Consider the following 26,439-nt stretch of genomic DNA (forward strand, 5'->3'; position numbering starts at 1 on the left):
AAGTGACCTTTGAAAGGTCCAGGCAACGCCCGGCGCACACTCTCGCCGGGCCGATGCCTTGCGACACGAACAGCAAGGGGCGCCACTTTCCGGCAGATCCTGCCATGGCGCCCCGCACTCGTTCCTGCAACTTATTTCTGGGCGTCGGTCAACTCGATGCCCGCTTCTTCATAGTAGCGCGCGGCGCCCGGATGGATCTTGCCGGTGATGTTGGCCATCAGCGCCTGATCGACACCGTTCCACCACGGAGCCTCTTCTCCCATCTTGGCTTTCTCTTCCCAGAAGGTCTTGGTCAAAGCATAGGCCGTATCGTCGTCCATCGCGGTGGTCGTAAAGGCGACGACCGGCAGCGACGTGGTGGCAATGTCTTCGGCCTGACCGGCATAGGTCCCGGCCGGGATGACCAGCTTGGACCGCTTGGTTTCAGCAATCTGATCGTCGCTGAGCGAAAGCACCGTCACGTCCGTGGAAGCGGCAGCCTCGATGACATTCGGCGCAGGCCAGGAACCGGCGGTTACGAAACCGTCGATCTGACCATTCTTGAGCGCGGCAACGGCGTTGGAAAGTTCGGCGTCGGCTATATTCACCTTGCCGTCCAGACCGAACATCTTGAGATATTTCTCGCCTTCCTTTGCCCCGAAAGAGCCTTTGCCGAGCAGGATCGTCTTGCCTTCCATTCCGGCAAAGTCGGTCACGCCACTGTCGCCCGACATGACGAAATGCATGGTCAGCGAAGGGATCGGGAACAGAGCGCGGATTTCGTCGAATTTCGGATCGCTCTTGCCCTCGAACATGGCCTTGCCGCCCTGGGCAAGGGACACGAGCACAGGCGGCGTCGTGAACACATAGTCTCCACCGCGCGCCTTGGCTTCCATCACGTTCTGAACGGAGCCCTGGCTTTCTTCCACGGTGACAATCATGTCACCGTTGCTGCCGGCCTTGATGGCTTCCGCGATCTGGACGCCCATCTGGTAATAGGAGGATCCGGTTTTCGCGGACTTGTAGGTGATCCGCGTTTCGGCGTGGGCCTGGAATGTGCCAAACGCGAGGGTCAGGCCAAAGGCAAGTTTCAAAAGTCTGTGTGTCATGAGCGTCTCCCGAATTTTTCAGGCAGACTATTGTGTGATCCGCACCGTGGCAACGCGTTTCACATCATCTGGGTACGCCTCACTACGAAAGTTCGGCACTCTGCACGCTAGGCGCGCAAGCTGGAAATCCACGCCCGACGGGTCAAATAAAAACCGCCGGCTGATCCCAGCCGGCGGCTTTGAAATCTGCTGAAAACAGGAAACGATCAGCGGTTTTCTTCGGTTTCCTCGGTTTCGCCGTTTCCGTCGTCTTCCTCGCCTTCGTCCTGAGCTTCGCTTTTCAGCGAGTTCAGTTTGGCGAACACGGCGTCGGCATCGATTTCTTCTTCTTCCTCACGCTGGATCGGCTTGGAAGCATCAAGCGCGAAAGCGGCCGCAATAGCGTCTTCGCTGGTGCTGTCGTCGACGGACATCAGGGTCTCGTTAGCTTCGCCGGCAGCCGGCAACGGAGCGTTCTTCGCCGCCTTTTCGACTTCCATGTCCAGCTCAAGCTGGCTGCACAGACCCAGGGTGACCGGGTCGGACGGCGTCAGGTTGGCGGAGTTCCAGTGGGTCCGGTCGCGGATTGCGGCAATGGTCGGCTTGGTGGTGCCGACAAGACGCATGATCTGCGCGTCCTTCAGTTCCGGGTGGTTGCGCACCAGCCACAGAATCGCATTCGGACGGTCCTGACGACGGGACACAGGCGTATAACGCGGTCCCTTGCGCTTGGATTCCGGCACAACAACCTTCGACCCCTGCAGCTTCAGCTGATAGTTCGGGTCTCGCTGAGCCTTTTCGACTTCTTCACGGGAAAGCTGGCCGGTCAGGATCGGGTCAAGGCCCTTGATGCCTTGCGCGGCTTCGCCATCGGCAATGGCCTTCACTTCAAGCGGATGCAGTTTGCAGAAGGAGGCGATCTGAGTGAAACTCAGCGCGGTGTTGTCCACGAGCCAGACGGCGGTTGCCTTCGGCATAAGCGGCGTGTTCGCCATCAGATAAATTCCTCTCGTCTGCTCCCTCGCCTGGCAGGGCGAAAAAGCGGTGTTCCTTGATCAATTTCCTGGAAAGTGGCGGGAATATATGTCGAAACACACGGAAACGCAAATACTCGCGCAACAATCGCATCCACAGGGGTATCCCTGCGGCATCAGACATCTACCGTCAGGACGATTTTACCAATATGGCCAGAGCCTTCCATGCGCCGATGGGCTTCCGCAGCCTCGGTCAACGGATAGGTGGAATCCATCACCGGGGCGACTTTGCCCGATTCGAGAAGAGGCAGGACCTTCTCCGTCAGGCTTTCCGCGATCGCTGTCTTGAAGGCATCGCTGCGCGGGCGCAAGGTCGATCCGGTATGGATGAGGCGCTTGACCATCAGCCGGGAGAAATTGACGTTCTCCCCAATGCCGTTCAGCGTTGCAATCTGGCAGATACGCCCTTCGACGGCCGCCGCCTTCCAGTTCCGCTCGACATAATCTCCGCCGACCATATCCAGGATGACGTTGATGCCTTCCCCACCGGTGATCTCGTGAATTTCCTCTTCGAACTTTGCCTCACGATAGTTGATGGCATGGTCCGCACCCAGCTTTCGCGCCGCCTCGGCCTTTTCAGCTGAGCCAACGGTGGTAAACACCTCCGCGCCGAAAGCCTTTGCAAGCTGGATCGCCGTCGTGCCAATACCAGACGTGCCGCCATGCACCAGGAAGCGCTCGCCGCTCGTCAGGCCGCAGCGGTCGAATACATTGGTCCAGACGGTGAAAAAGGTTTCCGGAACGGCTGCCGCCTCCACCATGGAGAGCCCCTTGGGAACCGGCAGGGCATGACCTTCCGGAGCCTTGCAGTAAGTCGCATAACCGCCACCGGGCGTCAGCGCCATCACCTTGTCGCCGATCTTGTGACGCACGGCCCCCTCTCCAAGAGCGACCACTTCGCCCGAAACCTCGAGCCCCGGAAGGTCGGATGCCCCCTTGGGCGGCGGATAGGCACCCTTGCGCTGCAGGACATCCGGACGGTTGACGCCGGCAGCTGCCACCTTGATCAGGATCTCCCCCTGTCCCAATTCGGGAATGGGACGCTCTTCAGCACGCAGAACGTCCGGCTCCCCCGGCTCTGAAATGGCAACCGCGGTCATACGATCCGGCAGATTCTGCATGGGGAGGTTTCCTTTTTGGTTCATATTGGGACTGGCTGGGCCAATTGTGACCAGCATATGGTAAACTCGGTGTCAGTCTATTTGCAGGAAAACGGCCCGGAGTGGCAACCGCCCGATCGCACTGAAAAACATGGCAGGAAACGCGGCCAGCCCTTTCCTGGCGCCGCAATGGAGCAAACCGATGAGCCTTTTTGACGAAGATGTCCCCAAAAAATCCACTCCCGGCACCGTTGCCGTAGGGGAAGACCTGTCGCGTCTTTCAGAGGTGGAACTTGAAGAACGGATCGATGCTTTGAAGGCTGAAATTAACCGTACCCAGAAGGAGCTTGAGCAACGCGGCACTATTCGCGATGCCGCCAACTCAATCTTCCAGAAGTGACCCTGTAAATTATTACAGTTCTTGAGCTTATGCTCTTTTTTGGCGCGCACTTACAGTAAAGCAGGTAGGTAAAAATTTACTCGTTTACCTGTTATTAATCTTTCCAAATTATAAACATAGCTATCCAGTCATCTGGATGTGAGTGGCTCCTGTCCACTCTGTTTGACGCCTCCCTGTTAAAGACTTCAGAGCCGCAACACAGCGGCTCTTTTTTTTGCCGCCGCCTCATAGTATCTTGTCAATGTTCTGGTTAATGGCCGTTTATTTTTCTGATTGGCACGCGCTTTGCTGGATACAGGCCATAAAGACCTGCATCGTTTCAAAAAGGAACATCTGAAAAGGGATGTCATATCCCGGGACAGACCAGGAAGAGATGCCAGGATAACCGGAAGAGTAATTGAGGCTTAGCAATCCTATGACGGACGACATCAAGAAAGCCGGTGAAACAGGCAGCGCAGTTCATATCGCACATCATCTTGCGAGCTCCGACAGTTTCCAGAACCTGTTTCAGGAAGGCATGTCGCTGGTCGAGGAAACCGCGATGTACCTGGACGGTAGCGGCCGCGAAGAAGCCAAGCAGCTTCCCCGCCCAGCGTCCCTGGCCTATGCGACTGAATCCATGCGCCTGACCACCCGGCTTATGCAGCTTGCCTCCTGGCTGCTGTTGCAGCGTGCGGTCAATGAAGGCGAAATGTCCCGCGAGCAGGCCGGCAGCGAGAAGAACAAGGTTCGTCTCGACAAGCTGTCCACCGCCGCAGGCGGCCCGACCTGGAACGATCTGCCGGAAACGCTGCGTGAACTGGTCGAGCGCTCATCCCGCCTGCAGGAACGCGTCGTGCATCTCGACAAGATGCTCTACCGCAAGGAAGCCGAGCAGGTCGAAGAAGCCACCAACGACAATCCGGTCGCTTCCCAGATCGACAAGCTGCACGCCGCATTCGGCAAGTTCGCCTGAAGCCGCTAAAACACTTTCAAATCCGGAAAGCCGCCGCAGGGCGGCTTTTTTGTTTTGAGTGAGAGCCTGCGCCGGGTGCCGGTGCAGCCCCGGGGCATCACCCAGGATAGGCAAAGCGCAGATCCTGGGCCTATTCACCGCGCCGCTCGCCGGAGCAGGCAACGCTATCCTTCCCGCGAACGTCCATCCAGTCCGGAGCTCTGGCCAGCTCTCTGAAAACGAGTAGCCCCCGGGGTCTCGCGGTGCTCGCCCTCGGAGCCCCCGTCGTGAACTTGCTGTACGTTCTGCAGTCGCTCCAAACACAAAAAACCCGGCCACTGGCCGGGTTTTTCGTTTGAAGCTGTCGTGGCTGAGGCTTAGGAGCCCAGGAAACCAGCGAACTTGTTCTTGAAGCGAGACACGCGGCCGCCACGGTCCATCAGCTGACGGTCGCCGCCGGTCCATGCCGGGTGAGACGTCGGGTCGATGTCGAGCGTCAGTGTGTCGCCTTCCGCACCATAGGTGGAGCGGGTGGTGTATTCGGTGCCATCGGTCATGACGACCTTGATGGTGTGGTAGTCGGGATGAATATCCGCTTTCATGGCCGGTCCTTTCAAGCGCCCTGCGACAACCTTCAGGGAAAGCCGCCAAGCAAACGCAAAACGAAGTGAGGGGCCGCCGATCCGGTTGCGGACGCCGCCCTCAGAAACATGAGGCGGGGATATACCTCATGGCGGGGGTCAAGACAAGGGGCAAATTCCCGCAATTTCCCGCTCTGTCCAGCAAAGGATTTCCGCCCCTTGCAGTCCTGCCCTGCTTTCGTCCGACAAAGGTGTTTCAAAGCCCTTCAACAGCTTTGTCCAAAGTCATTGTCCGCCGGGCGGAACATGTTAAGACGGGGGGAAAGAACAAGGAGACCCCAGTGGCCGACGCCCCTGCCAATGAAACCCAGTCCCCATCCGGAAAATCCCGCAGATCGCTTCGCCCGCTCACCCGCCTGCTGCCCTATCTCTTCCGATACAAGGGCATGGTCGCGGCAGCGATTGCAGCTCTGTTCTCCGCAGCGGTCATCACGCTGATTCTGCCAGCGGCCGTCCGCCGGATGATCGACTTCGGTTTCGGTGCCGACGATCCCGCGCTGGTCAATTCCTATTTTGCCGTTCTGATCGGCGTGGTCTGTGCGCTCGCAACGGCCAGTTCCGTCCGCTATTTCCTGGTTATGTGGATTGGCGAACGTGTCGTGACCGATGTGCGCGCCGACGTTTTTTCCCACATGACCCGGCTCAGCCCGGTTTTTTACGACAGCGCCAAATCAGGCGAAATCCTTTCGCGCCTGACAGCCGACACCACCCAGATCAAGGCTGCCTTCGGCTCCAGCGCATCACTCGCCATGCGCAACCTGATCATGTTCCTGGGCGCTGCAGTGATGATGGTGGTCACCAGTCCACGTCTGTCCGTCATCGTGCTGGCGGCAATTCCGGTCATTCTCGTTCCCATCCTCGGCTTTGGCCGTCAAGTGCGCAAACGCTCCCGCTTCGCCCAGGATACGCTGGCTGACGCGTCAGCCTATGCCAGCGAGATGCTGGGCTCTGTCCGCACCTTGCAGGCCTTCACCCATGAAAGCCTCAGTGCAGGCCGCTACTCGGACGCAGTCAACCAGGCCTTCCAGGCTGCCCGTCAGGCAATCGTCGCCCGCGCTGCGCTTACCGGCTTTGCCATCATGGTGATTGGAGCCAGCATTGTCGCCGTTCTGTGGATCGGTGCGAGCGATGTCTTCGCCGGCAGGATCACCGGCGGTGAACTCAGCCAGTTCCTGCTCTATTCCATTCTGGCTGCCGGGTCCCTGGCAGCCCTTTCAGAGGTCTGGGGCGAACTATCGCAGGCGGCCGGCGCGGCCGAACGCCTGTCGGAGCTTCTGGAAATCGAGCCAGAAATTGCTGCGCCCGCGAACCCCGTCCAACTGCCCGCGACACCGCGCGGCGAGATCGTCTTTGAGGACGTGTCCTTCGCCTATCGCAACGCGGAAAAGATGCCTGTCGTTCGCGACCTCAGCCTCACTGTTTCACCGGGTGAGACCGTCGCAGTTGTCGGGCCGTCCGGCGCAGGCAAGTCGACCCTGTTCAGCCTGTTGATGCGGTTCTACGATCCGGTTTCGGGTGTCATCCGCCTCAACAGCGCTGCCTTGCCCGACCTAGATCCGGAAGACCTGCGCCGCCATATCGCACTGGTGCCTCAGGACACGGCCATCTTTGGCGCCAGCATTGCGGAAAACATCGCCTACGGGCGGCCCGAGGCCAGCCGCGACGATGTGATCGCGGCAGCGGAAGCCGCACTGGCCGCGCCCTTCATCGAAAAGATGACGGATGGTTACGACACGATGGTCGGCGAGCGCGGCATCACCCTGTCCGGTGGCCAGCGCCAACGCATAGCCATCGCCCGCGCCGTCCTGAAGCATGCCCCTGTACTGCTGCTCGACGAAGCGACCAGCGCTCTGGACGCGGAAAGCGAAAACCTGGTTCAGCAAGCCCTCGACCGGCTGATGGAAAACCGGACCACGCTGGTGATCGCCCACCGGCTGGCAACGGTCCTCAAGGCAGACCGGATCGTTGTGATGGAAAACGGCCGGATCGTCGAAACCGGGACGCACAGCGAACTGACGGCGGCCGGAGGCCTCTATGCCAAGCTTGCCCGGCTGCAGTTTGGCGCCGAGCTGGATGCGGAAAACGCATAGCCCTTCAAACGTAAAAAGGGCGGCATGATCGCCGCCCTGTCTCAATCACGAAATTCGATCTCGATCACGCGTCGTCGGGAACCGCAACCGTGTAGTTGAGCGGCATACGGCCACCGTCGGCGAAGATGGTCTGGCCGGTGACGTAACTTGCATCGCTGGAGGCCAGGAAGGCCGCAACGCTTGCAATTTCGGACGGTTCGCCAACACGCAGCATCGGCGTCCGCGACAGGATGCGGTTCTTGGCAGCCGGATCGCTGTTCACCGACGCCAGCATCTCGGTCATGATCGAGCCCGGCCCGATGGCGTTGACGCGGATGCCGTATTGGGCGAGCGACAGGGCCGTCGTCTTGGTCAACTGCGACATGCCACCCTTGGAAACGCAATAGGGGATCTGATTCGGGATTGCGAGCACCGAATTGACCGACGACATGTTGACGATACAGCCCGGCTCACCGCCGTTCTGCACCTTTTCAACCATGTGGCGGGCAACGGCCTGCGAGCACAGGAAAGCCCCTTTCAGGTTGATCGAAAGGACGCGCTCGAAATCCTCTTCTTCCAGGTCGAGGAAATCCGCTCCGACCACGATGCCGGCATTGTTGACCAGCACATCGATATCGCCATAGGCATTCAGAGTCTCGGCAACCAGATTGCGGACATCCAGACGTTCGGCGACGTTGCAATGGATATACATCGCCTCGCCTAGCGATTTCAGATCTTCTGCCGCAGCTTCACCTGTCTCGTCATCCACATCGGCTATCACGACTTTCGCGCCATCGGCGACAAAGCGCTTGGCAACTGCAAATCCGATCCCCCGGGCTGCCCCGGTGATGATGGCGACCTTATTTTCCAAAGACACGGAAACCTCACGGCTGCTTGAGTTTAAATCTGACACGCAAAAAAACGCGGGCCGCTTCGCGGCGGCCCGACCTTAAGTGTCAAAAACGGCTATGTCGATGGCCGTTCTCGTCCTCCAGCTGCGTCACCTGGTCAATTCAAACGGAAATTCCGTGTGTTTTGAGCGCTTCGGTGATCTCGTCCAGAATGGCCGGATCGTCGATCGTCGCCGGCATTTTCCAGGTTTCGCCATCGGCAATCTGCCGCATCGTGCCACGCAGGATCTTGCCGGAGCGCGTTTTTGGCAGCCGGTCGACCGTGATTGCGATCTTGAAGGCCGCCACCGGGCCGATCTTTTCACGCACCAGCTTCACGAGTTCCTTCTCGATCTCCTCATGGGTCCGGTCGACACCGGCCTTCAGCACCACGAAGCCGCAGGGAAGCTGCCCTTTCAGCTTGTCCGCGATGCCGATGACGGCGCATTCGGCAACATCGGGGTGCGTTGCCAGCACCTCTTCCATCCCCCCTGTCGACAGACGGTGACCGGCGACGTTGATGATGTCGTCCGTCCGCGCCATGATCGACAGATAGCCGTCATCGTCGATTATGCCCGCGTCCGCGGTCTTGTAGTAGCCGGGGAACTCGGCGAGATAGGCATCGAAGAACCGCTTGTCGGCGTTCCAGAGCGTCGGCAAGGCCCCAGGCGGCAACGGCAACTGCACAACGATGTTACCGAGCGTATTTGCCCCCAGCGGATGGCCAGCATCGTCAAGCACCTGAACGTCGTAACCGGGCATGGGCACGGTCGGCGACCCCGGCTTGACCGGCAACTGGCCGAGGCCCACAGGGTTGCCGACGATGCACCAGCCGGTTTCCGTCTGCCACCAGTGATCGATCACCGGCACCCGCAACTGGTCGATGGCCCAGTTGACCGTTTCCGGGTCCGCACGCTCACCGGCAAGAAACAGCGACCGGAACTGCGACAGATCGTATTGTTGAATGAACGTGCCGTTCGGATCTTCCTTGCGAATCGCCCTGAAGGCAGTTGGCGCCGTGAACAGTGACACGACGTTGTGGTCGGAAATGACCCGCCAGAACGTGCCCGCGTCCGGCGTCCCCACCGGCTTGCCTTCGAAGACGATGGTGGTGCAGCCGTGCAGCAGCGGCGCATAACAGATGTAGGAATGACCGACGACCCAGCCGACGTCGGACGCCGCCCAGAACACTTCACCCGGCTGAATGTCGTAAAGGTTCTTCATCGACCACTTCAGCGCCACCATGTGGCCGCCGTTGTCGCGCACGACGCCCTTCGGCTGGCCGGTCGTACCGGAAGTGTAAAGGATATAGAGCGGGTCGGTTGCCTTGACCGGAACCGGCGCGATCCTGCGCCCCGCCGCGATGGCTTCCGCCTGAAGCGCGCCGAGGTCGTGGTCCCTCCCCGGATTGACATCGGCTGCCAGTTCCTCACGCTGGAAAACGAAACAGCTTTCCGGCTTGTGTCCGGCAATATCGATGGCCTGATCGATCAGCGGCTTGTAGGCAATCACCCTGCCCGGCTCGAGGCCGCAGGACGCTGCGATGATCGCCTTCGGGGTCGCATCGTCGATCCGTGTTGCCAATTCGTTGGCGGCAAACCCGCCGAAGACGACGGAATGGATGACACCGAGACGTGCGCAGGCCAGCATCGCCATCACCGCCTGGGGGATCATCGGCATATAGATGATGGCCCGATCACCCTTGACGAGTCCGCGGTCGGCCAGCACGCAGGCCATGGCTTCCACTTCCTCCAGCAGCTCTGCATAGGTGTAGGAGGCCGTGCGGCCGGTAATCGGGCTGTCGTAGACAAGCGCCGGCTGGCCGGGACGGCCGCGCTCCACATGCCTGTCCAGGCAATTGTAGCAGGTGTTGCACTCCCAGTCCGGATACCAGCGGCCATATTGCCCCTGATCCGGATCGAACACCTTCTCCCCCGTCGAGACCCAGTCGATTTCCTCTGCGGCGTCCTTCCAGAACCCGAGCGGGTCCTGTTTCCAGCCCTGGTAGATCTCTTGATACCGGCTTGCCATGACAATGTCCTCCCAAACACAGGCCGGAAACACAGCTCCAGCTTTTGTGGTCTAGAGTGCTGTATGGGAACCTGAAATTGCAAGCCTCCGCTTATAGGCAATTCGACTGTCGGGACTTTACGTAGGCACTCTGGCATGATTGTCTGCCGGTCCTGTCTCTTCTATTCCTCGCGTTTCTCGGCACATGATTCCCATTTCAGATCCCTGGTTCTATGCGGCCGCCATTCCATCGGTCTTTCTGGTCGGTCTGTCCAAGGGCGGGTTCGGCGGGACTTTCGCCATGCTTGGCGTGCCGATCATGGCGCTGGTCATTTCCCCGCTTCAGGCGGCCGGCATCATGTTGCCGATCCTGATCGTCATGGACGTTGTCGCGCTCATCGCCTATCGCGGCCGGGCGGACTGGAAAAGCCTGACCATCCTGCTGCCCGCCGCCGCGATTGGTATCGGCATCGGCTGGGCCACCGCAGCTTATGTGAACGACGCCTTCGTCATCTTCCTGATCGGCATCATGTCGCTGGCCTTCGTCGCCGACTATCTTTTCAAGCAGCGCAAGGCCACCACTGCCAGTGGCCACAACCTGCCCAAAGGCACGTTCTGGGGTGCGATAGCCGGGTTCACCAGCTTCATCAGCCACACTGGCGGCCCACCCTTTCAGATGTATATGCTGCCTCTGCGTTTGGCGCCGCTGATGTTCGCCGGAACGGCGGTCATCTTTTTCGCCGCCGTAAACGCCATCAAGCTGGTGCCCTATTTCCTGCTGGGACAATTCGACGCCACCAACCTGTCGACCTCCGTCATGCTGTTTCCCGTGGCCCTGGTGGCAACCCTTGTCGGGGTTTGGCTGGTGCGCGTCGTCAAGGCGGAAATGTTCTACGCCGTCATCTATATCTTCATGGGCCTGATCGGTGCCAAGCTGACCTATGACGGACTGATGGGCCTGCTTGCCTGAGCAAGCGGACACAGCGGATCGTCAAAGGGGATAGCCCTGCCAATGATCGATTGCGCGGCAAACCGTTTCCGGTTTTGATACGGCGAAAATCAACTGGCTGCCGAGCCTTGCATACGCGGCGAAGGAGCGGTTGATCGGTCTCAGGACGTTTTCAGCATCCCGCGCCCCATGTGCCGGCAGGATGCTTCAGGGAGGATGGTCATGGATGCCAGCGTCAACCCCTTCACCCAGGGTCTCGACAAGAACACCGCCAATTACGCACCGCTCAGCCCGTTGAGCTTTCTGGCACGGGCGGCAGATGTCTTTCCCGATACGATTGCAATCGTCCACGGCCGTCAGCGGACCGACTACCAGACGTTTTATCGGCGTGCGCGTCAGCTTGGCTCTGCCTTGACACGGCTTGGCATCGGCAAGAACGATACGGTCAGCGTCATGCTGTCCAACGTGCCACCCATGTTGGAAGCCCACTACGGGGTACCGATGGCGGGCGCCGTGCTGCATTCCATGAACACGCGTCTGGACGCGGCAATCATCGCCTTCCAGCTCGATCATGCCGATTGCAAGGTGCTGATCACCGACCGCGAATATGCGCCGGTCGTCAAGGAAGCCCTGTCGATCGCAACGGTGACCCCGACCGTGATCGACTTTTCCGACACGCAGTTCCCGCAGGACGGCGAACGGCTCGGCAACCTCGACTACGAGGAATTTCTGCAATCAGGCGATCCGGAGTTCGACTGGTCGCTGCCCGATGACGAATGGGATGCGATCGCGCTCAACTACACCTCCGGCACAACGGGCAATCCCAAGGGCGTGGTCTATCACCACCGCGGCGCTTATCTGCTGGCCCAAGCAAATGTCATCACGGCCTCGATGGCCAAGCACCCGGTCTATCTGTGGACATTGCCGATGTTCCACTGCAACGGCTGGTGCTTTCCCTGGTCGCTGTCGCTTGTTGCCGGCACGCATGTGTGCTTGCGCTGGGTCCGGCCGCAAACCATGTGGGAACTGATCGCCGAGGAAGGCGTCACCCATCTGTGCGGCGCGCCGATCATCATGTCGACGCTCCTCAACGCGGCCCCTGAGCACAAGCGCGACCTGGACCGCGAAGTGGAATTCTTCACGGCAGCCGCCCCGCCGCCGGAAAGCGTGCTGGCCGCCATGAAAACCGCCGGCTTCAACGTCACCCATCTTTACGGCCTCACCGAAGTCTACGGCCCGGCGGTCGTCAATGACTGGAAGCGAGAGTGGAACGATCTGCCGTTGGACGAACAGGCGCAGAAAAAGGCGCGTCAGGGTGTGCGCTATGTCGCGCTGGAGGGTCTGACGGTGCTCGATCCGGAAACGCTGGCACCTGTGCCCGCCGATGGCGAAACACTTGGCGAGGTCATGTTCCGTGGCAATGTCGTCATGAAGGGGTACCTGAAAAACCCGGAAGCCACCGAAAAGGCCTTCGAGGGCGGCTGGTTCCATTCAGGAGACCTCGGCGTGCTGCATCCAGACGGCTATGTCCAGTTGAAGGACCGCTCCAAGGACATCATCATCTCCGGCGGTGAAAACATCTCGTCCATTGAAGTGGAAGAAGTGCTCTACAAGCACGGCGACGTGCAGGCAGTCGCAGTGGTCGCCAAACCGGATGAAAAATGGGGCGAGACCCCTTGCGCCTTCGTCGAGCTCAAGGACGGCGCAACCGTGAGCGAAGCCGATCTGATTGCCTTCTGCAGACAGCATCTTGCCGGTTTCAAGGCACCGAGAACCCTCGTCTTCTGTGAACTGCCCAAGACCTCGACGGGAAAGATCCAGAAATTCGCGCTGCGGGATCAGGCAAAAGCACTTTAAGGGGACGAAAACAAAAACGCCGCGCGGTGCGCGGCGTTTACATTCAGGACGACGCCCCTCTAATGGAGCGTTTCATTTTCCCGTATTCGCGTAATCTCATCCTTGATCTTGAGCTTTTGACGTTTCATGTCAGCCAATTGCAGAGAGTCTGTACTCGGACGTATCTGAGCGTCTTCAATCTTGCGTTCCATTTCCGCGTGACGGCGCTCAAGTTCTGCGAGATGCGACTGCATTGACATGGATGTCCTCCTGTCTGTTGGCTCAACATTTTCATCGTGCCACAGGAATTCCGGCGTTGTCGATTGCTGATTACGCATACCTTGAGCGTTTCGCCGTCAAATAATGCATTCTCGCAGGTATCCTTACGAAACCCTAAAGATGCCCCACCGATTAAGTCCCCGAAAACTCACGAAAATTGCCCTTGAAAGATTTGCCAATTCACAAGTTTTCAACATACGAAATCGTGACCGTCCCGCCCTGTTCGCTTTGCGAATGCACCCGATTTTTGAAAACCGGCTCCTGGCGGAGCAAAGATGATAGCTTGCCCGTGATCGGCAAAATGGATTAGGACTTATCTCCTGTTTAGGGGACATAGATGGCGCAGATGGATAGTGATGCGTTGCGTTTGCAACTGGCGCAGCTTCGCCAGGAACACAGAGATCTTGACGCGGCCGTAGAGGCACTTGCCTCAACTTCGAACCAAGATGCCTTGCAACTGCAGCGGCTGAAAAAGAAGAAACTGATGATCAAGGACCGGATCACAGCGCTGGAGGACCAGCTCTTTCCCGACATCATCGCCTGACCCTTTTCCGCCACGGGAGCTCCCACATAGGCGGCACGTTCCCTGAAAGTGAATTTCCGGCCCGGTCGTAGCGGATTCGCGCTTGCGATGCGCGGCTTGCTGCCTATACTCCGCGGCTCTTCTGAGCCTGCCGGAAACTGGAGCACTTTATGGCAAAAGCGGATGTCGCCATCATCATGGGCAGTCAATCGGACTGGCCGACTATGAAACACGCCGCCGACACGCTGGACCAACTGGGCGTCAGCTACGAGGCACGCATCGTCTCCGCGCACCGCACACCGGACAGGATGTACGACTTCGCCAAGAGCGCGAAGGCCGAAGGCTTCAAGATCATCATCGCAGGCGCAGGTGGCGCCGCCCATCTTCCGGGTATGACCGCCGCGCTCACACCGCTTCCCGTCTTTGGCGTGCCGGTTGAAAGCAAGGCGCTTTCTGGCGAGGACAGCCTGTTGTCCATCGTGCAGATGCCCGCTGGCATTCCGGTGGGCACGCTGGCCATCGGCAAGGCCGGTGCGACCAACGCTGCGCTTCTGGCTGCTGCCGTTCTGGCGCTGCACGATCCTGCAATCGATGCCGCGCTCACCGCGTTCCGCGCCGAACGCACTGCCGCCGTCGCCGAAACACCATCCAACGACTGACTTAGCCCTTCTGGCAGGATCCACATCATGAGCGCCAAAACCCGTTTGAGCCCCGGCGACACCATCGGCATTCTTGGTGGAGGCCAGCTCGGCCGGATGCTGGCGCAATCAGCTGCCAGCCTCGGTCTGAAGACACATATTTTCTGTCCGGACCCGAACAGTCCCGCCTTCGACGTCAGTGCCGCCTATACGGTTGCCGCCTATGAGGACATCGCCGCGCTAGACCTCTTCGCTTCCTCCGTCGCCGCGGTGACCTATGAATTCGAGAATGTGCCGGGGGCGACCGCGGCCCATCTGGATGCCAGGGTTCCGGTGCGCCCAGGCGTTCGCGCGCTGGAAGTATCCCAGGACCGACTGTTCGAAAAAGAATTTCTGTCCGGCACCGGTGTCGCCATTGCCGACTTTGCCGACATCGCCTCGCAGCAGGATCTAGACGAGGCCGTTGCCCGCTTCGGCGGCAAGGGCGTTCTGAAGACCCGCCGCTTCGGCTATGACGGCAAGGGCCAGCAGATGATCCGCAAGCCCGAGGATGCCGAAGGCGCCTTTGAAAAACTCGGCTCGGTGCCGATGGTGCTGGAAGCGCTGATCCCGTTCGAATGTGAAGTCTCGGTGATCGTCGCCCGCGACCTGGACGGAACCATTGCCTGTTATGACGTAGCGCGGAACCACCACGAGAATCACATCCTGAAAACCTCGACCGTTCCGGCAGGCGTTTCCGGGCAAACGATGGATGCCGCCCGCGAAATGGCCGGGCAGATCGTCGCCGGCCTAGAGTATGTCGGTGTCATGGGCGTTGAAATGTTTCTGGTCCGCGAGGGCGCTGGCGAAAGGCTGCTGGTCAACGAGATCGCACCGCGTGTGCACAACTCCGGCCACTGGACACAGGACGCCTGCCTGACGTCGCAATTCGACCAGCACATCCGCGCCGTGGCCGGCTGGCCTCTGGGCTCCGCCGAGCGGCATTCGGATGCGGTCATGGAAAACCTCATCGGCTTCGACGCCGATACCTGGCAGGATGTCCTGATCGAGCCTGCTGCCCGTCTGCATGTTTATGGCAAGGCCGAAACCCGGGAAGGCCGCAAGATGGGCCACGTCAACCGGATTTCCGGAAAGTCCTGACCTGGATCAGCCGATAGATGTTTGAAAAGCCCCGGCCTTGAGCCGGGGCTTTTTGTTGTGGCGCCGCGCCGCCGCCTAAGCGGCACGCCTCAGCCCGGCACGAGGCCCAGCTTCTCCCGCCGGGCAAAGCGCAGGTTCGCCAGCACCGCAACGGACGCAAGACCGCCAGCCAACCCGCACCAGACGCCCACTCCGCCCCACTCGGCTACAAACCCCAGTCCAAGCGACAGGCTGATGCCGACGACCCAATAACCGAACAGGGCATAGAACAGCGGGATTGTCGTGTCCCCCAGGCCGCGCAGATTGTTGACGCCGATAATCTGGCCACCGTCTGCAAGCTGGAACAGCGCCGCCACCATCAGGAACGAAACCCCATAGGTCATGACTTCCCTGGCTTCCGGATCGCTCAGGTCGAGATACGCGCCCACAAGCTGCTCCGGGATCGTCCAGAACAGGATGGCGAAGAAGCCCATGAACAGCATGGTCACGGCCAGCGCCGTCCAGCCGGCGCGGCCAACCCCCTTGTGATCGTCCCGGCCGGAGGCAAGGCTGACGCGGGTCATGGCGGCCACGGACAGCCCGACAGGCACCATGAACGTGATGGACGCGATCTGCAGCGCAATGCCGTGTCCGGCAAGCGGCAATGTGCCCAGCCAGCCGATCATCACCGATGAGGCGGTGAAAAGAGATCCTTCGGCAATGATGGTCAGCGCAATCGGTGTGCCCAGCCGGACGATCTGGAAAAAGACCGGCCAGTCCGACCGCCATATCCGGCCAAGTATGTTGTAGCGCCGCAGTTTGGGATGCAGCATGGCGTAAGCCAGCAGGAACAGGAATGTCGTGGCCGAGCTCAAGACGGACGCAATCCCCGCTCCCACCAGCTCCAGACGCGGAAAGCCCCACTCGCCGAAGATCAGCACATAATCCAGAAAAGCGTTTGCAACAGCGCCTGCAATGGTCGCCCAGAGCACGACCTGCGTGCGTTCCATAACCGTCAGAAAGCCGCGGACGGCCATGATCAGCAACGCCGGCAGCATCGTCCATTGCAGGAAGGCCATATAGATACCGGCAAGCCTGGCAAGCTCCGGCTCCTGCCCGAGCAGCAGAAGTATCGGCTCGATAAACAGAAGAACGCCCCAGACAGGGATGCAGAACAGGACCGAAATCCAGAACCCCATGCGTACGGCACGGCGCAGGTCACGCGGTTTGCGCTGACCACGGGCACGGGCGGCAAGCGGGATCACAGCCTGCAGCAAGCCCATGCCGAAGAACCAGACCAGCATGTAGAAATTGAACGCCAGCACGGAGGCAGCAAGTTCCTGCGCGCCAAGCCGTCCGATCATCAGCACGTCGGTGGTGTTGATGGCCATCTGGGCCAACTGGGCGCCTGCCAACGGCAAACCCAATGTAAGAGTCGGCTGAATGTCGCTCCGCCAAAGGGACTGGCTCTTGTCCGAATCGGGAGCCCTTGACGCGTGCTGCGCCATAGTTTCCTCCAACTATGAGGGCAAGGTCATGCCTTCTTGTACGAGGCTCGATTGACCAGGGTGAGACATCCACCTCTAGTCGTGATACACTACCGTGTCCACACCTGTTCTGAGGGGTGCGGACACTCTCCGGCCTAGCCGCCGGAATCCGATTTTGGCGGGTTTCTTTGCGAAAGCCTGTGGACACGTAGGGTTTGCTCTGGTATTAACCCCGCCAAAGTGAGCGACGCGTCAGCGGCGATAAGGTCTCTGTACACAAGTGGATGCTTGATTGATCGGTACGCCGATGGGCATACGCATGTGTTGTTGAAACCACCGTAAGGTTCGTTGGCGAAGCCTCGCTTCCATCATTGTTCTTCTTGCTGCGGATCCTCTGCAGCGCATCGAAAACGGGAAAAAACGCGTGCAGGTTCTGGTTCGCGACAATAATGTCGATCAAGCGCTTAAGGCGCTCAAGAAAAAGATGCAGCGCGAAGGCATCTTCCGTGAAATGAAACTTCGCGGTCATTTTGAAAAACCGTCTGAAAAGAAGGCGCGTGAAAAGGCTGAAGCAATTCGCCGTGCACGCAAGCTGGCTCGCAAGCGGGCACAGCGTGAAGGCCTGCTTCCGGGCAAGTCCGCTCGCCGCTAAGTTCGGCTTGAGCGTTTCTGGCGGGTTTGGCCGCCAATCTTCTCAAAATTGCCCTAAGGCCGACCGACGTTCCGGTCGGCTTTTGGCGTTTGCGGAGAATGCATCAGGCTCCTCCCAAAGAGTTCCGTGCAGCCATACTCACGCCCTATTGGAGGCAGATGAACGGCATGTCTAATCGTATGACCCTTAGAGATCGTCTGTGCCGCATGCGCAAATTCCTGCCTCATGCAACGTTGATCGGACTGGCCTCCATGCTGGCGGCCTGTAACACGTCGGGTGTCTACAACGACGTGCCGACCAATGCCTCCGCCGGCTCTTCGACCAACATCGCCTCACTGTCAGCGGTGATCGATGCCAATCCGAACGATGCCAGTGCCTACAGCACCCGCGGCATCGCCTACGGCCAGGCCGGCAAACTGGACAGGGCCGTCGAGGATTTCAACAAGGCATTGCAACTGAACCCGCAGTCCTATCAGACCTATGCAAACCGCGGTCTCGTCTATCGCCGCATGGGCCAGGACCAGCAGGCGATTGCCGATTACACCAGCGCCATCAACATCAAGCCGGACTATGACGTGGCTTATGTCGGACGTGGCAACATCTATCGTCAGCAGGGCAACTACAACGCCGCCCTCGCCGACTTCAATTCCGTCATCACCCGTGACAGCAGCGATGCCCGCGCATTCTACAATCGCGGCCTGATCTACCAGGCCCAGAACCAGAATCAGCGCGCGATCGAGGACTTTGCGACCGCCATCGGCCTCAACCCGAAGGCCAGCGCGCCCTATATCGCCCGCGGTATCTCCTACATCGCTGTGAACGACCCGAAAGCCGCCTTCTCGGACCTGTCGATGGCCGTCAATCTCGACCGGGATTCCGCCATTGCCTGGGCAAACCGGGGCCTCGCCCAGGAAATGCTCGACCAGCCGAAAGACGCCCGCCGGAGCTTCACCCGCGCGATCACGCTGGACAATTCCAACAAGATCGCCCGTGAAGGTCTTCGCCGCGTCGGCAACGGCTGATCCGGGCCAGGTACGCCCGAGACTTACACCCGGCTGACGCTCGCAGCTTGATGCGAGCGCATGGTGCGGCAGCACGCACTTCAACGTAAGCGCTTGTTCGTTTCGGTGCTTTCGAGCCGATTCGTTGCTAATCCTCCGTTCCCGACGAAGAAAAGCCAGCTTCGGCCAATGATTTCCAGTCCCCTTCCGGGACCCTTGGCGAGAAACGCTTAGAACGGCACGTCGGAACGGAAACAGACCCGGTCACCATTCGCCGGATGATGCAGTTCCAGAGTTTCTGCATGAAGGGCGAGCCTCGCGGAAGCAGCCAGCGCTGCGCCTTCGGCATAGAACCTGTCCCCGGCAATCGGATGGCCTAGAGCCAGCATGTGGACACGCAACTGATGCGAACGTCCGGTATGCGGGAACAGACGGACCCGTGTCGTCGTCTCATTCCGTTCCAGCACCTGCCACCGCGTCAGCGCGGGCTTGCCGAGTTCCAGACTGACCATCTGCTTGGGCCGGTTCGGCCAGTCACAGATCAGCGGTAAATCGATCTCGCCCTCATTCTCGATCGGGCTTCCCCAGATATCGGCAATGTAGGTTTTGAGCGTCTTGCGCCGTTCGAACTGAAGCCCCAGATGCCGATGCGCCGCCGGGTTTCTCGCCAGAACCATGACACCTGAGGTATCCATGTCGAGCCTGTGCACGATCCGCGCATCCGCGTAGCGTTCCTGCGCGCGGCTTTCGATGCAGTCACTATGCTCGGCCGCCTTGCCGGGCACGCTCAAAAGACCGCTCGGCTTGTCGAGTACGAGAAGATCGTCATCTGCGTGCAGCACCGTCAGAAACGGCTCCAGCGGTGGGGCATAGACAAAGGAGGCTGGCGCGGCTTGGTTCATCGCACTTGAGGTCCAATGACAAAAGGCGCGGATCTGACCGCGCCTTTCCAAAAACAGTTGTGTTCGACAGTGCTTTGCGAACCATTCAGGTCCGGCAATAGCTCAGACGGTCAGGATCGCCAGAATGCCGCTCAGAACGAACACGCCTGCAGGCGGGATCCAGCCGGAGGAGCCCAGCGCCATGCCGACAGCGGTGGCAACAAGGGTTGCAATCAGCATCAACCAGCCGAACACAGCAGCAGCGGTGCCGCCGAACGCGAACATGATGAGGCAGACAACAATGGTCAGGACTGCGATCGTGCCGATCTTGGAGAAGTTGATGAACCCCTCGTAAGTCTGCTCGTGAGCGTCATAGTCCATTGCAGGCGCAGTATCGTCAGACATGAAGTCCCCCAGGAAAATTCTATAGTCGGCAGTCTACATACAATAAAGCTTCCCGGTTCGGCAATGATGGGAAGTGCACAATTCGTCACACAGGTCGCGACTTTTTGACAAGCTTGCTACCGGTGCCCCTGCCGGCAGGACAAACGGGCGGACAATCATGCGGCGTGCGAGGCCCCCGCAAGGCCCGCAGCAGTCAGCACATCGTCCTGCCGCTTGCGCACGGTTGCCGCATCAAAGCCGTCGATCTGTTCGTTGAAGAGCTGGAAGAAATTGAGTTCCGCCCGCAGATGGAGGAAGACACCCCCAAGTCCGATCGCGGCCCTGTCCATGAAGACGAATTCCTGCGGCACCGTGAGCGGGCCCAGTTGCTTCAAGGCGGAATGCACACGGAACGCCTCCTTGCGTCCGTATTCGGCCGCCGAAACGCCATCAGCAATTGACCGGACACGGTCACTGAGCAGCGGCCCATAGATAAACCTCGCCCAGATATTCAGAACCTCGATGACTTCCTTCTTCAGATCCTTGAACCCCCAGCGCTCATAGGCCGCCACAACCCTGTCGTTGTCCTCTTCCAAGAGGCCCCGATAGAGTTCGACAACACCCTCGACGAAGGCTTCGGGGAAAATCCTGATACAGCCGTAATCGAGCAGATTGATTCCCGCCGGAACGCCCTCCTGCTCGAAAACGGTGTAATTGCCCAGGTGTGGATCACCGTGAATAACGCCGAAATGGCTGAACGGGTGCCACCAGGCGTGGAACATGGTTCTGGCAAGCAGATTGCGCTCTTCCTGGCTATGGTCCTTGTAGTCGAGCAGGGGTTTCCCGGTGAGCCACCCCATGGTCAGCAGCCGTTTTGTCGACAGATCCTTGACCACTTCAGGCACGCGGATGCGGTCGAAATCTCCCAGAATTCCCTGGTAGACAGCGATATTCGCCGCTTCCCTGGCATAGTCGAGTTCCTCACGGACCCGGGCGCTGATTTCCTTGGTGATTTCCCGTGTATCGATGGCCGGGCTCATGCGCCGGTGCAGTGAAAACAGCATCTGCAACTGGCTGAGGTCTGCCTCGACCGCCGAGGCCATGTCCGGATACTGCAGCTTGCAGGCCAGAACCCTACCGTCGTGACCGGTGGCCCGGTGCACCTGTCCAAGGGAAGCCGCCGCCGACGGTTCCTTGCCAAATTCGGCAAACCGGTCCTGCCAGTTCGCGCCAAGTTCGGCACGCATCCGGCGTTTGACGAAGGCCCAGCCCATCGGCGGCGCGCTTGCCTGCAACTTGGCAAGCTCGGTGGTGTATTCCGGCGGCAAGGCATCGGGAATTGTCGACAGAAGCTGCGCCACTTTCATCAACGGCCCCTTCAGCCCTCCAAGGGCCGCCGCAAGTTCAGACGCATTCTTGGCATTGTCGAGTTCCATGCCGAACAACCGGGCACCGGCCACCTTGGCGGCAATCCCGCCCATGTTTGTGCCCACTTTGGCATAGCGCCCCATCCGGGCGCTGAGGCGATTGCTTTCGCGGTCTTTGCTTTCGGCCATGCGGTGGCGAACTCCTTTGTGACATCGGGCGCTCCATGAAACGCCCGACGCGCCAAATCGTTGGGAGGCAGTCTCCAGAAACTAAATATGACCTACCGCAGCAATATCCAGTTCCGCCAGCCGCTATTCCGACGCAGGCCGTTCTCCAGCCCCCAACGCCGGGTTATCTTCGGAGATAGCCGCTCTGTTCGATAACCGCCAGCAAACCGGAAGAGGAGCCGGCTTCCTCCGAAGGCAGCGAACGTCAGGTGAGAGCCAGTCTGCGGCCGAATGCCTCGGCAATTGCGGGGACCAGAATAACCGCTAGCTCTGGCTGATTTTTTCAAGCGCCCGGGTCAGATCGTCCCGCGTTGCCACAAGCCCCTTGTAGGCAAGCTGGTCCGCATCAAGGGCAAGAAGCTGTGTCCGCAAACCATCTGCCAGATCCGCGCGTCCTTCCTGCGCTTCCAGTGCCGCCAGAGGGTCATGATGGATCTTGATCGTGAACAGGATATCGCCGGAGCCCGGCAAGCGTCGCAGGGTCTGCCGTTCGACCCGGAGGAAAAGCTGTCCCAGCGCACCGTCATCAATCTTGACGCGGATCTGTTTGGGCAACGGGTGGTGAAGATCGCCGTCCGGATAGATCGACCAGTTGAAGCGCTCCAGAAACTGTCCGGCTTTCAGATTGTCGAATATCCGGGCCACCATCGTACCCATGCGGCTTCCGTTGAAGCCGGGGACATTGTCGTGAATACCCGTCATGGACTGCCCGAATTTCTCCGCCAGAGACCAGGACGAGGGAAAACACAGCGCGGCGGCCGCGAGCCTGTAGCCATCCGGACCGGGCCGCATCAAAACGAGATCTTCCTGCACGAGACGCGCCGCGGTCATCAGCGGATGTGAGCCGGCAAGCAGTACCCGCTCGCCGGTGGCAACAATCTCGACCGCGTCGCCCGCCACCCTGTGGGTCTCTTGATGAAACCTTGCAAGGTTCTCCGTAACGAGGTCCAACACCTCCTGCTGCGCGGAAGCAGTATCGTCCTCTGCCCGAAACACCGTTTCAAGGTGGTCCGAAAACAACCGGTTCTTCTCGGCCAGGTGTTTCGCCAGAAAGGGATCGGGCTCAAGCCAGGCCTCCTCACCAATCGGCTTCAGGCCGACGGTGAAGGGCTGGCTGGTGCCGTCATAGGGCGTGTGATGGAAGGGGGGCGACGGTTGCCGTGTCATTGAATACCGCGTCAGGCCTCTTCCAGCGCTTCCAGTTCGTCGATGATCCGCTCGATCACCGAAAGACCTTTCTTCCAGAAATCCGGATCGACCGCACTCAGTCCGAAAGGTGCCAGCAGTTCGGAATGATGCTTGGTACCGCCGGCCTTCAGAAGGTCGAAATACTTCTCCTGGAAGCCGGTCTCCGCTTCCTCGTAAACCGCATAGAGCGAGTTCACCAGGCAATCGCCGAACGCATAGGCATAAACGTAGAACGGCGAATGGATGAAGTGCGGAATGTAGGTCCAGAAGGTTTCATAGCCTTCGCTCAACTTGATCGCGGGACCAAGGCTTTCGCCCTGCACGGACAGCCACAGTTCGCCGATCTTTTCCGACGTCAGCTCACCGTTGCGACGCTCCGTATGGACCTTGCGCTCGAATGTGTAGAAGGCGATCTGGCGCACCACGGTGTTGATCATGTCCTCCGCCTTGGAGGCCAGCATCAGCTTGCGGGTTTGCGGATTGTCCGCCTTGGCAAGCAGTGACTTGAAGGTCAGCATCTCGCCGAAGACGCTTGCCGTTTCGGCCAGGGTCAGCGGCGTCGGCGCCATCAGCGGCCCGTTGGGCGCTGCCAGCACCTGGTGAACGCCGTGGCCAAGCTCATGCGCCAACGTCATCACGTCGCGGATCTTGCCCTGGTAGTTGACCAGCACATAGGGGTGCGCGCTCGGCACGGTTGGATGGGCAAAGGCTCCGGGCGCCTTGCCGGACCGGGCCGGCGCATCGATCCAGCGCCGGTCGAAGAACCGGCCCGCGATTTCCGCCATGTCAGGAGAAAACGCGCTGTATGCGGACAGCACCGTGTCTTTCGCTTCGTCCCAGGGGATCACGCGCGTGTCGGCGTTGGGCAGGGGCGCGTTGCGGTCCCAGGTGTTGAGCTGGTCCATCCCCAGCCACTTTGCCTTCAGCTTGTAGTAGCGGTGCGACAGACGCGGATAGGCATCACGCACGGCGGCCACAAGCGCGTCGACCACCTCCCGCTCGACCCGGTTGGACAGGTGGCGGCTGTCGGCAATGTCGGTGAAGTTCCGCCAGCGGTCGGAGATTTCCTTGTCCTTGGCCAGCGTGTTGGTGATCAGCGTGAAGGTGCGCAGGTTTTCCTTGAAGGTTTTCGTCAAGGCTTCCGACGCCTTCCGCCGGGTGTCAGACGAAGGATCCACCAGCAGATTGAGCGTCGGTTCGATGGAAAGCTCCTGGCCATCGACATCGAAGGTCAGCGAGGCCATCGTCTCGTCGAAAAGCCTGTTCCAGGCCCCTGCTCCGGTGACGGACTTCTCGTGGAACAGCTGCTCCACCCTGTCTTCAAGTTGATAGGGCTTGCCCTTGCGCAGATCCTCGATCCAGGGCCGGTAATGCGCGAACTGGCCGTCCTCAAGCGCGGTCTCCATCACCGCGTCGTCGATCTTGTTCATTTCCAGCGTGAAGAACAGAAGATGCGAACTGGCCGTCGTGATCTGCTCCTGAACGTCGCCGTAGAATTTCTGCGACGCCGGTTTGATGGTGTTTTCCGAATAGACGAGACCGGCGAAGGAAATCAGCCGGCCCATTAGGTCTTCCAGATCCTCATAGGCGCGGATCGCCGTCACCAGCGCGGAAACGTTGGTCTGCGCCATTTCGGCCAGCCTGCCCTTGTAGGACGTCTCGAAGGTCTTTGACCGATCCAGGACCTCCTTCAGATCGGCAGCAACCTCCGGCGCGTCGACAGCAGGGTAAAGATCCGTGAGGTCCCATTCGGGAAGAGACCCGAGATTTGCGGAAGCGGCAGCCTGCGGGGCAAAGACGGGATGTGGAAGGGGCAAATTATCTTCTCCGGTGCGCCACCGGACGAACGAGGTCCGGCAATCATGTGTTGCTAGAATTAGTAGGCCGGGAAAAGGCCCGCCCGCAATCTGGGTATGTAAACTTTTTTGCCCGTCCTTGGACGATTTGTTTACCCAATTGCGACCAGAATGGTTCGAAACGAGACAATTTGGGACGAGCGAAACCGCCAATGCAAGCACTCAGCGGCAAAATTCTCATTGTTGACGACGACCCCATCCAGCGCAGGCTGCTGCAGGAAGCCGTGAAGAAATTCGGCTACCGGTCGAAGACCGCCGAGAACGGCGCTGAAGCGGTGCGCATCATGTCGAGCGCAGAAGCAAGCGAGATCGATCTGATCATCCTCGACATGGTGATGCCCGAGCTCGATGGCCTGGGCGTTCTGGAGCGGCTGCGGTCCGACAAGAACGCAACGCCGGTGATCGTCCAGACTGCGCACGGCGGCATCGATACCGTTGTCAACGTCATGAACGCGGGCGCACAGGATTTCGTGGTCAAACCGGTGGCACCGGAGCGGCTGAATGTTTCGATCCGCAACCTGCTGAAAACATCCGCGCTGGAAGGCGAGATCACCCGGATCCGCAAGCAGGCGTCCGGCACACTGACCTTTGCCGACATCATCACCCACTCTCCGGCAATGGAGCGGGTGATCAATCTGGGCAAACGGGCCGCGGCATCAAACATCCCGATCCTGATCGAGGGGGAAAGCGGCGTCGGCAAGGAAATGATCGCCAGCGCCATCCAGGGCTCCAGCGACCGCAAATCCAAACCACTGGTCACCGTCAATTGCGGCGCCATCCCTGACAATCTGGTCGAATCGATTCTGTTCGGACACGAAAAAGGTGCCTTTACCGGCGCGGTCGACAAACACGTCGGCAAATTTCAGGAAGCCCATGGCGGTACCCTGTTCCTGGATGAAGTCGGCGAGCTGCCACAGGATGTTCAGGTCAAGCTGCTGCGTGCGTTGCAGGAAAGCGAGATCGACCCGATAGGTGCCCGCCGTCCGGTGAAGGTGGACTTCCGGCTGATTTCGGCGACAAACCGGCGACTGATCGATCAGGTGAAGGAAGGCGTCTTCCGCGAGGACCTTTACTACCGTCTGAACGTGTTTCCGATCTGGATCCCCCCGCTGCGCGACCGCCGCGAGGATATTCCCGCGCTGACCCGCCATTTCCTGGCCCGGTTTGCGGCCGAGGAAGGCAAGCCCCAGGTGGCGGGCGTCACCGCCGATACGCTCGCCATGCTGCAGGACTATCACTGGCCGGGGAACATCAGGCAGCTTGAAAATGCGGTTTTCCGGGCAGTTGTCCTGTGCGACGGCCCGCAACTGACAATCAACGATTTTCCGCAGGTCGCGGCCGCTACGGAGCAGACCGCTGCGCCGGGCGCAACACACCAGCCGCAGACACCAGTGGCCCACCCGGACCGGATGCCGGGCGGTGATCTTGCCGCAGCTCCAGTTCGCCCAAGCGAACCCACGGCAACGCCGCATCCTGCACCTTCAGCCCACGCACCTCAGTCAGGTTTCGAACAATCGGCACCGTTCGGCTTCATGCGCAATCTCGACCAGGATGGCCATGTGCGCAAGCTGACCGACATCGAGGAGGAACTGATTCGAGCAGCGATCAATCATTACTCCGGCCGCATGACGGAAGTTGCCAAACGGCTTGGAATCGGCAGATCCACACTCTATCGCAAGCTCAAGGAATACGGACTCGACGAAAGCGGTACCGACGCGGCAGCCTGAATTGAGGCAAATCATAGCGCCAACCATCGATTTCGACGATATTTTGACGCATTCTCCGGGTAACCACCACTACCTGAGCGTTTTTACACTATGCGCTTGCGCCGTTGCAGTTAGGCAACGATTATCAGCAAAGCGAAATTAGGGTAAAAACTTCTTAACCTGCGGCGGCTAGGATGTAA

General features: G+C 59.7%; 24 protein-coding genes. 11 read left to right on the forward strand and 13 right to left on the reverse strand.

From position 1 onward, the window contains the following. Nucleotides 1-131 precede the first annotated feature (131 nt). The 3 genes from FMN63_RS05580 to FMN63_RS05590 all read right to left on the reverse strand — a co-directional run bounded on the left by FMN63_RS05580 (nucleotide 132) and on the right by FMN63_RS05590 (nucleotide 3,222). Nucleotides 132-1,088, reverse strand: coding sequence for a TAXI family TRAP transporter solute-binding subunit (locus FMN63_RS05580; protein WP_148582958.1), 957 nt, complete (start codon nucleotides 1,086-1,088; stop codon nucleotides 132-134). Between the two features lie 206 nt (nucleotides 1,089-1,294). After that, nucleotides 1,295-2,062 (reverse strand): DUF1013 domain-containing protein, encoded by a 768-nt coding sequence (locus tag FMN63_RS05585; RefSeq protein ID WP_148582959.1) that lies wholly within the window; start codon nucleotides 2,060-2,062, stop codon nucleotides 1,295-1,297. Nucleotides 2,063-2,217: 155 nt separating this feature from the next. Next, nucleotides 2,218-3,222, reverse strand: coding sequence for an NAD(P)H-quinone oxidoreductase (locus FMN63_RS05590; protein ID WP_148582960.1), 1,005 nt, complete (start codon nucleotides 3,220-3,222; stop codon nucleotides 2,218-2,220). Nucleotides 3,223-3,403: 181 nt separating this feature from the next. Between FMN63_RS05590 and FMN63_RS05595 the strand changes: the two genes are divergently transcribed. Next, nucleotides 3,404-3,601, forward strand: coding sequence for a DUF1192 domain-containing protein (locus FMN63_RS05595; protein WP_148582961.1), 198 nt, complete (start codon nucleotides 3,404-3,406; stop codon nucleotides 3,599-3,601). 415 nt (nucleotides 3,602-4,016) lie between these two features. Continuing rightward, nucleotides 4,017-4,556 carry a protease adaptor protein RcdA gene (gene rcdA / locus FMN63_RS05600; protein WP_148582962.1) on the forward strand — a complete coding sequence of 180 codons (540 nt, stop codon included), beginning with the start codon at nucleotides 4,017-4,019 and terminating at the stop codon, nucleotides 4,554-4,556. 356 nt (nucleotides 4,557-4,912) lie between these two features. Here the strand turns inward: rcdA and rpmE are convergent, their stop codons facing one another. Continuing rightward, nucleotides 4,913-5,137, reverse strand: coding sequence for a 50S ribosomal protein L31 (gene rpmE, locus FMN63_RS05605; RefSeq protein ID WP_006932159.1), 225 nt, complete (start codon nucleotides 5,135-5,137; stop codon nucleotides 4,913-4,915). A gap of 320 nt (nucleotides 5,138-5,457) precedes the next feature. Here rpmE and FMN63_RS05610 point away from each other — a divergent pair, with 320 nt between their 5' ends. Then, the gene (locus tag FMN63_RS05610) at nucleotides 5,458-7,266 is read left to right on the forward strand and encodes an ABC transporter transmembrane domain-containing protein (protein WP_148582963.1); all 1,809 of its coding nucleotides are present in this window, start codon (nucleotides 5,458-5,460) and stop codon (nucleotides 7,264-7,266) included. A gap of 64 nt (nucleotides 7,267-7,330) precedes the next feature. Here FMN63_RS05610 and FMN63_RS05615 read toward each other — a convergent pair whose 3' ends face one another. Further along, on the reverse strand, nucleotides 7,331-8,122 hold the full coding sequence (locus FMN63_RS05615; protein WP_148582964.1) for an SDR family NAD(P)-dependent oxidoreductase: 792 nt from the start codon (nucleotides 8,120-8,122) through the stop codon (nucleotides 7,331-7,333). Between the two features lie 136 nt (nucleotides 8,123-8,258). Further along, the gene (locus FMN63_RS05620; RefSeq protein WP_148582965.1) at nucleotides 8,259-10,166 is read right to left on the reverse strand and encodes a propionyl-CoA synthetase; all 1,908 of its coding nucleotides are present in this window, start codon (nucleotides 10,164-10,166) and stop codon (nucleotides 8,259-8,261) included. A 184-nt stretch (nucleotides 10,167-10,350) separates the two neighbouring features. On the opposite strand from FMN63_RS05620, the gene FMN63_RS05625 reads away from it, so the two are divergent. Together FMN63_RS05625 and FMN63_RS05630 are read left to right on the forward strand one after the other, a co-directional pair. Further along, on the forward strand, nucleotides 10,351-11,115 hold the full coding sequence (locus tag FMN63_RS05625) for a sulfite exporter TauE/SafE family protein (RefSeq protein ID WP_148582966.1): 765 nt from the start codon (nucleotides 10,351-10,353) through the stop codon (nucleotides 11,113-11,115). Nucleotides 11,116-11,310: 195 nt separating this feature from the next. Next, nucleotides 11,311-12,951, forward strand: a complete 1,641-nt coding sequence (locus FMN63_RS05630; protein ID WP_502706265.1) for an acyl-CoA synthetase — start codon at nucleotides 11,311-11,313, stop codon at nucleotides 12,949-12,951. A gap of 59 nt (nucleotides 12,952-13,010) precedes the next feature. Here FMN63_RS05630 and FMN63_RS05635 read toward each other — a convergent pair whose 3' ends face one another. After that, the gene (locus tag FMN63_RS05635) at nucleotides 13,011-13,190 is read right to left on the reverse strand and encodes a YdcH family protein (RefSeq protein WP_148582968.1); all 180 of its coding nucleotides are present in this window, start codon (nucleotides 13,188-13,190) and stop codon (nucleotides 13,011-13,013) included. Between the two features lie 356 nt (nucleotides 13,191-13,546). Between FMN63_RS05635 and FMN63_RS05640 the strand changes: the two genes are divergently transcribed. The 3 genes from FMN63_RS05640 to FMN63_RS05650 all read left to right on the forward strand — a co-directional run bounded on the left by FMN63_RS05640 (nucleotide 13,547) and on the right by FMN63_RS05650 (nucleotide 15,510). Continuing rightward, nucleotides 13,547-13,753 (forward strand): YdcH family protein, encoded by a 207-nt coding sequence (locus tag FMN63_RS05640; protein ID WP_023003497.1) that lies wholly within the window; start codon nucleotides 13,547-13,549, stop codon nucleotides 13,751-13,753. 149 nt (nucleotides 13,754-13,902) lie between these two features. Then, nucleotides 13,903-14,391, forward strand: a complete 489-nt coding sequence (purE, locus tag FMN63_RS05645) for a 5-(carboxyamino)imidazole ribonucleotide mutase (RefSeq protein WP_055661187.1) — start codon at nucleotides 13,903-13,905, stop codon at nucleotides 14,389-14,391. A 27-nt stretch (nucleotides 14,392-14,418) separates the two neighbouring features. Beyond that, nucleotides 14,419-15,510 (forward strand): 5-(carboxyamino)imidazole ribonucleotide synthase, encoded by a 1,092-nt coding sequence (locus FMN63_RS05650; protein ID WP_148582969.1) that lies wholly within the window; start codon nucleotides 14,419-14,421, stop codon nucleotides 15,508-15,510. 89 nt (nucleotides 15,511-15,599) lie between these two features. Here FMN63_RS05650 and FMN63_RS05655 read toward each other — a convergent pair whose 3' ends face one another. Next, entirely contained in the window at nucleotides 15,600-16,997 is a 1,398-nt protein-coding gene (locus FMN63_RS05655; protein ID WP_162854995.1) for an MATE family efflux transporter, read from the reverse strand. 403 nt (nucleotides 16,998-17,400) lie between these two features. Between FMN63_RS05655 and rpsU the strand changes: the two genes are divergently transcribed. Together rpsU and FMN63_RS05665 are read left to right on the forward strand one after the other, a co-directional pair. Then, nucleotides 17,401-17,628 (forward strand): 30S ribosomal protein S21, encoded by a 228-nt coding sequence (gene rpsU, locus FMN63_RS05660; RefSeq protein ID WP_008188883.1) that lies wholly within the window; start codon nucleotides 17,401-17,403, stop codon nucleotides 17,626-17,628. A gap of 167 nt (nucleotides 17,629-17,795) precedes the next feature. After that, nucleotides 17,796-18,650: a tetratricopeptide repeat protein gene (locus FMN63_RS05665; RefSeq protein ID WP_162854996.1), complete on the forward strand. Its 855-nt coding sequence runs from the start codon at nucleotides 17,796-17,798 to the stop codon at nucleotides 18,648-18,650. A gap of 209 nt (nucleotides 18,651-18,859) precedes the next feature. Here the strand turns inward: FMN63_RS05665 and FMN63_RS05670 are convergent, their stop codons facing one another. The 5 genes from FMN63_RS05670 to FMN63_RS05690 form a co-directional block, all read right to left on the reverse strand. Next, nucleotides 18,860-19,531 carry a pseudouridine synthase gene (locus tag FMN63_RS05670; protein ID WP_148582970.1) on the reverse strand — a complete coding sequence of 224 codons (672 nt, stop codon included), beginning with the start codon at nucleotides 19,529-19,531 and terminating at the stop codon, nucleotides 18,860-18,862. A 102-nt stretch (nucleotides 19,532-19,633) separates the two neighbouring features. Further along, nucleotides 19,634-19,915 carry an aa3-type cytochrome c oxidase subunit IV gene (locus FMN63_RS05675; RefSeq protein WP_148582971.1) on the reverse strand — a complete coding sequence of 94 codons (282 nt, stop codon included), beginning with the start codon at nucleotides 19,913-19,915 and terminating at the stop codon, nucleotides 19,634-19,636. 155 nt (nucleotides 19,916-20,070) lie between these two features. Further along, complete coding sequence (locus tag FMN63_RS05680) at nucleotides 20,071-21,450, reverse strand: ABC1 kinase family protein (protein ID WP_148582972.1); 1,380 nt, start codon at nucleotides 21,448-21,450, stop codon at nucleotides 20,071-20,073. Nucleotides 21,451-21,753: 303 nt separating this feature from the next. Continuing rightward, complete coding sequence (locus FMN63_RS05685) at nucleotides 21,754-22,656, reverse strand: heme-dependent oxidative N-demethylase family protein (protein WP_148582973.1); 903 nt, start codon at nucleotides 22,654-22,656, stop codon at nucleotides 21,754-21,756. An 11-nt stretch (nucleotides 22,657-22,667) separates the two neighbouring features. Next, nucleotides 22,668-24,494: a M3 family oligoendopeptidase gene (locus FMN63_RS05690; RefSeq protein WP_148582974.1), complete on the reverse strand. Its 1,827-nt coding sequence runs from the start codon at nucleotides 24,492-24,494 to the stop codon at nucleotides 22,668-22,670. A 191-nt stretch (nucleotides 24,495-24,685) separates the two neighbouring features. Here FMN63_RS05690 and FMN63_RS05695 point away from each other — a divergent pair, with 191 nt between their 5' ends. Beyond that, nucleotides 24,686-26,260: a sigma-54-dependent transcriptional regulator gene (locus FMN63_RS05695; RefSeq protein WP_148582975.1), complete on the forward strand. Its 1,575-nt coding sequence runs from the start codon at nucleotides 24,686-24,688 to the stop codon at nucleotides 26,258-26,260. Nucleotides 26,261-26,439: the final 179 nt, after the last annotated feature.

Origin of the sequence: Stappia sp. BW2 (assembly GCF_008107695.1) — a bacterium.
Lineage (GTDB): Bacteria > Pseudomonadota > Alphaproteobacteria > Rhizobiales > Stappiaceae > Roseibium.